Annotated in this window: 12 protein-coding genes; 11 read left to right on the top strand and 1 reads right to left on the bottom strand. The window is 34.9% G+C overall.

Annotation, left to right across the window (positions count from 1 at the left end):
• Positions 1–139 precede the first annotated feature (139 nt).
• The 9 genes from DF281_RS11710 (at position 140) to DF281_RS11670 (ending at position 7341) form a co-directional block, all read left to right on the top strand.
• On the top strand, positions 140–1081 hold the full coding sequence (locus DF281_RS11710; protein ID WP_109350446.1) for a YeeE/YedE family protein: 942 nt from the start codon (positions 140–142) through the stop codon (positions 1079–1081).
• A gap of 15 nt (positions 1082–1096) precedes the next feature.
• Positions 1097–1321: a sulfurtransferase TusA family protein gene (locus tag DF281_RS11705; RefSeq protein WP_109350445.1), complete on the top strand. Its 225-nt coding sequence runs from the start codon at positions 1097–1099 to the stop codon at positions 1319–1321.
• Between the two features lie 66 nt (positions 1322–1387).
• A complete protein-coding gene (locus DF281_RS11700) occupies positions 1388–1684 on the top strand; it encodes a hypothetical protein (protein ID WP_109350444.1) in 297 nt (98 codons plus the stop codon).
• 57 nt (positions 1685–1741) lie between these two features.
• Positions 1742–1942 carry a YwbE family protein gene (locus DF281_RS11695; protein WP_109350443.1) on the top strand — a complete coding sequence of 67 codons (201 nt, stop codon included), beginning with the start codon at positions 1742–1744 and terminating at the stop codon, positions 1940–1942.
• A 103-nt stretch (positions 1943–2045) separates the two neighbouring features.
• On the top strand, positions 2046–2699 hold the full coding sequence (locus tag DF281_RS11690; protein WP_109350442.1) for a hypothetical protein: 654 nt from the start codon (positions 2046–2048) through the stop codon (positions 2697–2699).
• Between the two features lie 336 nt (positions 2700–3035).
• Complete coding sequence (locus tag DF281_RS11685) at positions 3036–3485, top strand: GNAT family N-acetyltransferase (protein WP_109350441.1); 450 nt, start codon at positions 3036–3038, stop codon at positions 3483–3485.
• A 301-nt stretch (positions 3486–3786) separates the two neighbouring features.
• A complete protein-coding gene (locus DF281_RS11680) occupies positions 3787–4437 on the top strand; it encodes an acetate uptake transporter (RefSeq protein ID WP_109350440.1) in 651 nt (216 codons plus the stop codon).
• 105 nt (positions 4438–4542) lie between these two features.
• Positions 4543–5145, top strand: a complete 603-nt coding sequence (locus tag DF281_RS11675) for an RraA family protein (RefSeq protein ID WP_109350439.1) — start codon at positions 4543–4545, stop codon at positions 5143–5145.
• Between the two features lie 78 nt (positions 5146–5223).
• Positions 5224–7341, top strand: a complete 2118-nt coding sequence (locus DF281_RS11670) for a TerD family protein (RefSeq protein WP_109350438.1) — start codon at positions 5224–5226, stop codon at positions 7339–7341.
• Positions 7342–7466: 125 nt separating this feature from the next.
• Here DF281_RS11670 and DF281_RS11665 read toward each other — a convergent pair whose 3' ends face one another.
• Positions 7467–8042 (bottom strand): hypothetical protein, encoded by a 576-nt coding sequence (locus tag DF281_RS11665; RefSeq protein WP_109350437.1) that lies wholly within the window; start codon positions 8040–8042, stop codon positions 7467–7469.
• A 233-nt stretch (positions 8043–8275) separates the two neighbouring features.
• On the opposite strand from DF281_RS11665, the gene DF281_RS11660 reads away from it, so the two are divergent.
• Together DF281_RS11660 and DF281_RS11655 are read left to right on the top strand one after the other, a co-directional pair.
• Positions 8276–8827, top strand: coding sequence for a DJ-1/PfpI family protein (locus tag DF281_RS11660; RefSeq protein ID WP_109350436.1), 552 nt, complete (start codon positions 8276–8278; stop codon positions 8825–8827).
• A gap of 169 nt (positions 8828–8996) precedes the next feature.
• A complete protein-coding gene (locus DF281_RS11655) occupies positions 8997–10223 on the top strand; it encodes a Fic family protein (protein WP_109350435.1) in 1227 nt (408 codons plus the stop codon).
• Positions 10224–10234: the final 11 nt, after the last annotated feature.

The following is a 10234-nucleotide window of genomic DNA, read 5'->3' as shown; positions in this document are numbered from 1 at the left end:
GCTCGGTCAAATAAGAGAAACCGCTGCAAGTAAAGAAATACACTTGCAAGTACGCTCTATTCCCAAGAAGCTCCCACTTCAAGCGTGAAGAACCGCAAGGTTTAGCTAAGTGGCGAGTAGTTCACCAAAGGATAATCGTATGTTTTATGCATTATTACTTGCGATTGCGATTCAAGCAGTAGGTGTTTACGCATTGATTGCATTCGATGTCATTCAATATGAAGCAGGTACATACTCATGGGTAGCTGTTGCGCTTGGCTCATTTATATTCGGCATCGGTATTATTTTAGCCGGCGGTTGTGCAACTGGTACATGGTATCGTGCAGCAGAAGGCCTAATAGGCAGTTGGATTGCACTTATTTTTTATATGTTAACGAGCGCAATTATGAAAACGGGGGTACTTTTACCTGTTAATACGCAATTATCATCGATTCAAGTAATGGATAACTCGATTTCTCGATCAATTGGCGTGGATGTATGGATTTTAATCGCCATTTTAGTCATCATTGTCGCAATTATTTTATGGAATGAATCGAAGAAACCGAAAATCGCCATTCCAAAAATGAAAGCGAAAAAGACAGGTATTGCACATATTTTATTTGAAAAAAGATGGCCACCATTCGTGACAGCATCATTAGTTGGGATCATCGCTATAGTCGCGTGGGTTTTAAGCGAAGCGACAGGACGTATGTCTGGGCTTGGTATTACAACACCTTCCGCAAATATTATTCAATATTTAGTAATGGGTGATGCGCAATATTTAAACTGGGGCGTTTTCCTAGTTTTAGGGTTATTCATAGGTTCATTCGTTGCAGCGAAAGGGAGTGGAGAATTCCGCTTACGTGTACCTGATGCCAAAACTATGGTTTCAAGTTTACTCGGTGGTATTTTAATGGGATTCGGTGCAAGCTTGGCAGGTGGTTGTACAATCGGTAATGGTTTAGTACAAACTGCGATGTTCTCTTGGCAAGGGTGGATTTCATTAGCATTTACGATTTTCGGCGTCTGGACAGCAACGTATTTTGTTTTTGTCCGACCAAATAAGAAAAAATCAACGGTGTCTACTTCGGTAGAAGCATAATAGGGGGAATTTGAAATGGTAAAAGTATTAGAAACGAATGGTAAAGTGTGTCCATTTCCGTTAGTGGAAGCAAAATCAGCGATTGAAGAAATCAAATCAGGTGAAGATCTAGTCATCAATTTTGATTGTACACAAGGTACAGAATCAATTCCAAAATGGGCAGCCGAAGCAGGGCATAGTGTGACGAATTTTGAACAAATAGGCGAAGCGGCGTGGACAATTACAGTTCAGAAGAAGTAACGGTATTTACAGATTGTTTGGATTATGGCATCATAAAAGAGAGAATATAAAAGAGGTTGATGCCAAATGGAACAGAAGTTTAAAGTGAATCAAATGTTAACAAATAAAAATAATGGTTATGTCGAAAGAATTTATGCTGTCGCTCAAGATGGTCAACCATTTGATTTATTAGATATTTCGATTTTAACGCACTACGATATTATTTCAATTGATGCGCTACAAGAGAAATTCAATGAATTTGGTATTGAATTCACATTGGAACAAACAGGTCGTACTTACAAATTGACGCTTAATTCGAAGGAAAGTGCAGATCGATTCATCGAAAATATTGCACCATTATTTAATGAAGTATTAAGTGAATAAAAAACAGTGGGTTTCGTGAAAACGAAGCCTATTTGTTATTTTAAAAGAGGTGAAAAAATGGACGGAAAAAATAGAAAAGACGTAAAACCAGGAATTGAAGTCGCAATCGTATTGAAAAAGGACCAGCGTACAGGAATCGAAACAATCGGTACTGTCAAAGATTTACTTACGAATAGTAGCTTCCACCCGCATGGCATTAAAGTTCGATTAACGGATGGTCAAGTAGGTAGAATTTGTAGAATTATTGACAATGCATAATAAACACTTTATTTAGAGGAGTTTTCAATTGCCCAACGCCAGTGCGATTGGTACTATTAGATAGTATAAAAACTCACATATGACACGAATGGTAGGGAATTAAATGAACATATTAAAATTTGTCGTAATTTATGTTGTCGTACTTGTACTTGGAATCGGCGCAGTCGCATTAGGCGTGCCGCAAACTGTTGCACTAACATTCTTCACCGTTACTGCAATCGTGCTAGTAATTGCCTATATGTACGCTATGACTTCAACACGCAATACGAAATTAACGAAATTTGCGATTAAGTTTCAGAAGAAATCACCGATGTTTGCTTATGTATTAGCCGTTCAAGACGGTACATTAGAAGATGAACTTGCAGCAATTGCATTAGTTGAGAAAAAAGTGAAAAACGAAGAAACGGTACTTGATTATCAATTCCTTCGCGCTTTACGCTTAAATAATTTAACGGAAGCAAAACAAATCGTTTCAACGATGAAGACGAGTCCTCGTAAACGTTTTAATATTGCCATTCTTGAAGCAGCACTTGGTAAATACGGTGTCGCAAGAGGATTAAGCCTAGATTTCATCTGGATGGAATACTATGTAGAAGCATATGTTGCAAATATGCAAGGCAATAAAGAAAAATACGAAGAATTCATGCAAAAAACGATTGATGAAACAAAAGGACTTCAAAAATTAACAAATGAAGCACTTTATCAACGTGATCTTCGTGAATGGGATGCAAACCACCAACCGAAGAAACGAAAATAATTTTCAAAACAGGGTTTTTAGCTCGGATTTAGACGAGTAACCCTGTTTTTATTTACGCTCAAATGCATAAAAAACACATTTGTTGAATGGAAATACACTATAATAATATAGAATGTAAGGGTATTCATATACTGTATTATTTATCGAATTGCTATTTACAGAAATTTCTAAATTTAATATTTATGAATTTTACTAGAATTCGTACATAAACGAAAATATATACGTAAAACTGAATGTATAAAAAAACCAATTAAAACGGTACACTTAATGAGTATCAAAAATATTTAGGTTATAGAAGTATTACTTGCAACAACGAAATGATAGGAGTGAAGATTTATGCAATTATTCGAGGTACCAGTTGGAGCTAGAGAAAAACTGTTAGATTTATTATTGTTAGCTGATGAGGATCAAGATGTCGTCATGGGTTATATTAACGAAGGCAAGTTATTTGAAATCAATGAAAATAATAAACGTGCTGGAGTAATTCAAATTATTGAATGTGAAGGCTATTACGAAATAAAGAATATTGCCATCATTCCAGAACTTCAAGGACAAGGGATTGGGAAGAAGGCATTACGTTTTGTTGAACGAATTTCATATGATGACGGAGCGCAACTAATGAAAGTGGGAACAGCCAATTCTTCTATTAGTAATATTGCATTCTACCAAAAAGCAGGCTATCGACTAGATTCGATCACACATGACTTCTTTACAGATTACAAAGAGCCAATTTTTGAAAACGGCATTCAAGCAATTGACATGCTCTACTTTGCAAAAGAACTTTAATAACAAGATTTACTCATTCTAATACTCAGGCTGAATCGATTAATTTCTCGATTCAGCTTTTATTTTTCTCTAATAAACCGCAATATAAAAGGAATTAATCAATTGTTATAAGTCAGAAACACTTGTATTAGTACAATCGTTTTTATTCTCTTTTAAATTATTATTTTCTCTTTTAGGTACATTATTTTCTTAATAGAGTAATTGATTTACTTATTTATGACAATTTCATGAAAATTAGTCTGTAAACGGTTACTATTTACTTATTAAAGAAAATACAACACATAAAGTAGGGGGAATTGGTATGAAACAGGTTCAAGATGTTCGAGTTACTTCAGCAGATCCATCAGGTATTGGTTTATTCGGTTTAGCAATTGTTACATTAGTTGCTTCAACTCAAAAACTAGGGTGGACAGAAGGATTAGGTTTCGTTCTTCCATGGGCAATCTTCTTAGGCGGATTCGCACAAATTTACGCTTCAATTTTAGATGCAAAAATCGGTAATACATTCGGTGCTACAGCATTCGGAGCTTATGGCTTCTTCTGGTTAGCAGTAGGTGGTGGCTGGTTAGTACAAGCGGGCGTATTTGGAGAAGTATTAGCAGCACAAACAGATATTCATCAATTAGGTGTCGTATACTTAGGCTTCTTAGCATTCACAGTATTTATGACAATTGGTGCATTAGAAACAAACAAGGTCTTATTCTTAATTTTCTTCTTAATTAACTTCCTATTCCTAGGTTTAGGCTTAAGCAGCTTAGGTATTATGGAAACATTCATGCACAATGTAGCAGCATACTCTGAATTATTAATCGGTATGTTAAGTATTTATGGTGCTGGTGTAAACGTTCTAAACCGTCACTTCGGTTTCGAATTCTTACCACTTGGCAAACCATTCAACATTATTGGTAAACAACGTGCAAAAGCAAAATCAAGTTCAGCTGTAACTCACTAAGTATTCGTAGAGGTCGCATTTAATGCGATCTCTATTTTTTACTATTAATGTCAGAATATTTACTTTATAATAAAATTAGGTCAGCTTCGAAAAGGAGCATTCAATATGAAAATAAATTACTATCCAACAACTGCAATCAGCGACGGCCAAAATGGTGAAGGTTTCGTCGGGCATGGTATTCAAGTAATTCGAGATGATTTAGTATTGGCGGGCAAAGTAATTACAGTACAATTACCAGTTGGTGAAAATGGTGCTGTATTAGAAGCGCTACTTTTAGCGGAAGAAGGTGATGTTCTTGTAGTCGATGCGCGAGGAGATTGCAACCGAGCAGTTGCTGGCGATTTTGTCATTTCGATGATGCAAAAAGTCGGAATTGCAGGTTTAATTGTCAATGGCGTAATTCGAGATTTAGAAGCAGTTCGTTCTTTAGATTTTCCGGTATTTTGCAAAGGAACTACTGTAGTAGCAGGTGTGAAAAACGGTGGTGGCAAAGTGAATGTTCCCGTGTCACTTGGCGCAGTGTCAATCTCGCCAGGTGACTATGTTTTTGCCGATTTAGATGGTGTCATCGTTGTGCCGAAAGCCAATTTAGAAGAAGTACTTGTGAAAACGAAGCAAAAAATAGTTTCTGATGAAAAACGAGAAAAAGAAGTATTACGTGACCAAGCTTCAACCATTGCCTATTTACAAAAAGTGACACAAAAATAACTGTTCTAAAGCCATCTTCCAAAGAGGATGGCTTTTTTATGCTATGATAAAGGTATTCATATGCAAAGGAGTGTTTCTATGACAACCGAAAATTACATATTATTAAAGACTAAAAATAAAATTCACATACATGAAAGCAAGTATGTATTAAATGAACCATTATTAGCAACTGCATTAATGAATATTGAACAGCTTGGCTATACTTTTTCAACGAAAATGATTGAGCGATTACGCACTTTGAGTGACGATCAATTTAAGGCACTCATTCAACAATTGGAAGAACAGTTAATCACTCTAGTAGGTGCAGATGTTGAGTATGAACCATTCTATCCGAATTTTCCGAAGCAAGTGGTTGATTTAGATTTAGCATCATTGTATTTTAACGCAATTATGCATTATTCGACGAATGCACGAATTGATTTTCAGAAAAAAGCGCGAAGAAAATTGATCGAACGTCATAAATTGACGATCATTGATCTAGCAGAAGAAGATGAATTTGAGCAATTGATTACACAATTACTCGCTTCGAAATCGTCCATTTCACAATCTAATTTTGAAATTCTCGATGAAGCAATCCAACAATTGCCGAATCCAATGACTTTTATTCCTGAAGAAATGCCGAATAAGGAAATTATGGCCTTTGCCATTGCCTCACTTTTAAAAAAGGGGAAAGTAGAACCCTCGCAGCTGATGCACTACTTTAAAACGCCTACTGATGTGCTTCGTTTCGCAGTTGCTCGTTCCGAAGGCGATGTCAGCTTAAAGGAAGCACCTCATTTTATTTCCTTTAAAAGAAGTGAACGTCGTTTGATTTTGACAATTTTAGAGTCGATCAATGGACAGAATGAGGAGTTCCTACGTTATAAAGAGTATTGGGTGCGCTTAGCAGAGCGACTTCATCCAGGTGAGCATAAAGACAAATATCCACACACATTTGATGTTATAACTAAATTAAGAAATCATATTAAAATAGAAACTTTTAATCGTCGCATTGAGAAAGAAATTGCTTCACGTGATTTATCAAAGGTTTTAGCCATCTTGTCTACACGACCAGGTGAGTTTGCACGTCGATTGAATCATATTCTAAGATCATTCAATGAGCATCCTCAAATAGCATATGCGTTTTCCAAAGTAGCCAATGAAGTATCTACACCTGTACTACTTCAATTGCGACAGTTTTTCATTAATAGTAAAAACCAAAAAGATGTGCGCTCATTTTTACCGAAGGGCAATGCCGCAAAAATGTATGTCATCGAACAAAATCAAGCACCTTTGAAAGGTTCTGAAGCGAAAACTATTATTGCAATTTGTGAGCTAAATTTGAAAGTAAGATTTTCGCAATTGAAGCCATTAGGAAAAGTGTATTTATGCAAATCATTGAAAAATATGACCGTTCCATTGACGATGCGCAGTTCAAGCCAATCGCTTCACACATTGGCGCGAGGTTCGAGAATGAAATTAGATGATCAGCATATTTTAAGAATGTTTATTCATTGGAAAAACTTAGACATGTCCCCAGAATTTGAAGATGAGGAAGATTGCAGAGTAGATATTGATTTAAGTGCATCTTTCTATGATGAGGATTTCAAAATTAAAGGGAATATTTCCTATTATGATTTGAAAAATAAGTTTGGAATTCATAGCGGTGACATAGTAGATGCGCCAAATGGAGCGGCAGAATTCATAGATCTCAATTTGAAAAAATTGAAAAAAAGAGGGATTCGATACGTCGTTGCACAAGTTTACTCATATAATCGTGCGCCATTTTATGAAATTCCGAAATTGTATATGGGATGGATGGCACGAGAGAAAGCAAATCGTGGTGAACTGTTTGAGCCAGCTACAGTACGTCAAAAATTTAGTTTAACGCATAATGAAACGAAGGCTATGCCATTCGTCATTGATGTAAAAGAGGATGAATTAATCTGGTTGGATACAGTTATGACAGATGCGCAGAATTCGATCTCAAATAACTATTATGATGATTGCAATATAGTCGATCGTCACTTACAAGCAGTCGTTTCAGAAGTACGTCCGAATTTATATGATTTGTTGAAAATGCATGTAGATGCACGAGGAGAACGTGTAAAATCGAAGGATGAAGCGGAGATACTATTTGTTTCAGAAAAAGAAGATACAACGAAGCAGCAAGTGACACCACAGGATGTGTCGACAATTCTTGCGGATTATTTGTAAAATAGTCAGACTGGGATATATGAGCATAATAAAAACCGGAATCTCGCTATGGCGCGGTTCCGGTTTTTCGGTGCGAACTCTAAAAAAAGGAGAATGAGGTGTTTTGTCCCAAACTAATTTTTTATTTATTTTTTTACGAATTTCGTAATTTCAAAGAATGTACGACCTTTTGGATCGGTAATCTTTAAAGCACCACGATTTTTCGAAAGATAATGCGTATAGCCACGTTCTTTATATTTGATGACATTTTTGAATGTGCCAGCTTTTGTTTTATATTTCTTTAAAAGTTGAGCATTCGTTTTATAGTATTTTGGGCCACCTAATTGATAGTACGGGTTATAAACCTTGCCATTGCCGCTTTTGATGGGGAATTTAATATTGATCGGTGCATAATCAGAACCATCTAATGTGAATGCTAATGTATTTTTGCTGTAATGAGTGAAGCCGTAGCGAACTTTATTAGATGCACATTCCCAATTGTATGGCGCGCGCGATTTTTTAAACGTTAATGAACTACTTTTACGATCACAAATGCCATAATTACTACTGTTTTTAATGTATATTTTTTTGTAGATTTTCGGATTTAGTTCATATGCTTTTGCACTTGAAGCTAAAGTTTTTGCGTCTGCTGAAATTGCTGATGTGAAAATGAATGCAAATGCTAAAAAAGTTGTAAATAAGAGCGCGACGATTTTTTTCATAACAAAATTCTCCTTTAAAATAAAAAAACCACATAATTGTGGTTTCTAAAAAATTGAGGAAAGCATATACACTAAATTTTAAACTCAAATGTTTGATGTAGAAGGAAGTGTATAAATAGCCTCGAAGCCTATTATAGTAAAGATTTGTGAAATTAACAAGGATTTAACGTTTTTATTTAACAAACAGTGGTACATAACAAGTGTAGAGCTATTATATTTGAGGAGATGATTGCATGTCGAAGAAAATTTTAATCGTAGCAGGCGACGCTGTAGAAGCGCTAGAAATTTATTACCCGTATTACCGTTGTTTAGAGGAAGGTTTTGATGTCACAATTGCTGCACCTTCTGCGAAAACGATTCAAACCGTTGTTCATGATTTTATTGATGGGATGGACACTTATACGGAGAAACCAGGATATGGATTAGCAGCAACTGCGGCATTTAAAGAGGTTAATCCAGCTGATTTCGATGGTTTAATTATTCCAGGTGGAAGATCGCCGGAATACATTCGTTTAGATGAACATTTACCGAATATCGTGAAACATTTCTTTGAGGAAAATAAGCCTTTAGCTGCCGTTTGTCATGCTGCACAAATATTTACGGTCATTCCTGAAGTGTTGAAAGGCAGAGAACTGACAGCCTATATTGCGTGTAAACCAGATGTTCAAGCAGCGGGTGGGAAGTATATTGCCGAACCACTTCATACAGACGGCAACTTAGTTTCAGGTCACGCATGGCCAGACTTACCAGGACTTATGCGAGAATTTATGAAACAGTTTAAATGAAAAAAACCTGTAAGGATCACATTTTGTGGTTCTTACAGGTTTTTTATTTTGAAGAGAATTATGAATAACACACTTCAAAAAAATGGAGTATTTTTCATTGAAAAAGGATATAGTGTAATTATACTTTTAAAAAACATTGTTTTTTTAATATTAAATGGAGGTTCAGAACATGTATGATAAATTATCCAAACTTTTTTACAAGTTGAATACCCATGATTATAATGCAGAATATGAGAAAAGAATAACTGGCTATGGCTCATATAAAACGAATCTAACGATTAAAGGATTTAGAAAAGGCAAAGTAACGAATGAAGAAACTGAACTATTTTATGTGAATACTCCAAGTTTAATGAATTTAAATAATGAAATATTGCTGAATAGTTCTAAAATCAAATCTTTAGTTCACATTCTACCTGATTTTGTCGTAAAACCTTATTTTCATAAATTAATTATTAACGAAGCACAAAGTAATAATGAAATCGAAGGTGTAAAAAGTACTAAAAAAGAGTTAGGTGAGGCACTGAAAGAATTAGAAAAGTCGGAACCAAAAAACAAAAAATTCATCGGATTAATGAAAACATATTTACATATTGAACAAATATATCCGTTTGAAAAATTAGAGGATTTCAGAGAATTGTATGATGATTTAGTAGCGGAGGAAATCAATTCAGATCAACAGCCTGATGGAAAACTTTTTAGAAAAGAATATGTAGAAATCAATGATGGTAATACTACAACACTTATTGGGGTGATTGGGGAAGAGGAAATCGCATTAGAACTCAATAAACTAATCACATTTCTAGAAGCAAAAGAGCAACCAGAACTGTACAAATACTTAGTGGCACATTATTTTTACGAATACATCCATCCTTTCTATGATGGTAATGGGCGAACGGGCAGATTATTAGTCGGAAGTTACTTAGAGAGATATTTAGAAAAATATTCCGCAATTACATTTTCTTATACAATAAATAAAAATAAAAGCGTGTATTATAAATTTTTAGAAGAGATTCCGAACCCTACAAACAAGGGAGAAATGACGTATTATTTGATTGAAATGTTAAAACTATTGGCTACTGGTCAAGCAGGAATCATCGATGATTTAGAGATTAATCTATTGAAACTTGAAAAAATTAAAAAGAATATAGAGAATAATCGAAAACTATCAGAAGAAGCTAAAAATATGTTGTATATTCAAGTTGCAATTAATGTCTTTGTAGATGAAAAGATGAATTTTAAATTCCAAGATTTAATTCAATTATCAACGATCTCTAGATATAAAATTGAAAAGTCAATGAATGAATTACAAAGTGCAGGATTAGTGATGTTGAAAAATAAAAACCCTAAATCATTTATTGTTTGCGATTCATGTATAGAAGAATTAATTTCGAATTGAGGATCTACCAT

It is taken from the genome of Kurthia zopfii (genome assembly GCF_003143955.1).
Classification (GTDB): Bacteria; Bacillota; Bacilli; order Bacillales_A; family Planococcaceae; genus Kurthia; species Kurthia zopfii.
The sequence above is the reverse complement of the archived record's forward strand: the minus strand, read 5'-3'. Positions and strand labels throughout refer to the sequence as shown.

Coding starts and splice junctions, on each gene's coding strand:
- DF281_RS11690 (WP_109350442.1), top strand. CDS start 2,046: ATGAACATATTAAAATTTGTCGTAATTTATGTTGTCGTACTTGTACTT.
- DF281_RS11655 (WP_109350435.1), top strand. CDS start 8,997: ATGTATGATAAATTATCCAAACTTTTTTACAAGTTGAATACCCATGAT.
- DF281_RS11670 (WP_109350438.1), top strand. CDS start 5,224: ATGACAACCGAAAATTACATATTATTAAAGACTAAAAATAAAATTCAC.
- DF281_RS11665 (WP_109350437.1), bottom strand. CDS start 8,042: ATGAAAAAAATCGTCGCGCTCTTATTTACAACTTTTTTAGCATTTGCA.
- DF281_RS11695 (WP_109350443.1), top strand. CDS start 1,742: ATGGACGGAAAAAATAGAAAAGACGTAAAACCAGGAATTGAAGTCGCA.
- DF281_RS11685 (WP_109350441.1), top strand. CDS start 3,036: ATGCAATTATTCGAGGTACCAGTTGGAGCTAGAGAAAAACTGTTAGAT.
- DF281_RS11700 (WP_109350444.1), top strand. CDS start 1,388: ATGGAACAGAAGTTTAAAGTGAATCAAATGTTAACAAATAAAAATAAT.
- DF281_RS11710 (WP_109350446.1), top strand. CDS start 140: ATGTTTTATGCATTATTACTTGCGATTGCGATTCAAGCAGTAGGTGTT.
- DF281_RS11680 (WP_109350440.1), top strand. CDS start 3,787: ATGAAACAGGTTCAAGATGTTCGAGTTACTTCAGCAGATCCATCAGGT.
- DF281_RS11705 (WP_109350445.1), top strand. CDS start 1,097: ATGGTAAAAGTATTAGAAACGAATGGTAAAGTGTGTCCATTTCCGTTA.
- DF281_RS11660 (WP_109350436.1), top strand. CDS start 8,276: ATGTCGAAGAAAATTTTAATCGTAGCAGGCGACGCTGTAGAAGCGCTA.
- DF281_RS11675 (WP_109350439.1), top strand. CDS start 4,543: ATGAAAATAAATTACTATCCAACAACTGCAATCAGCGACGGCCAAAAT.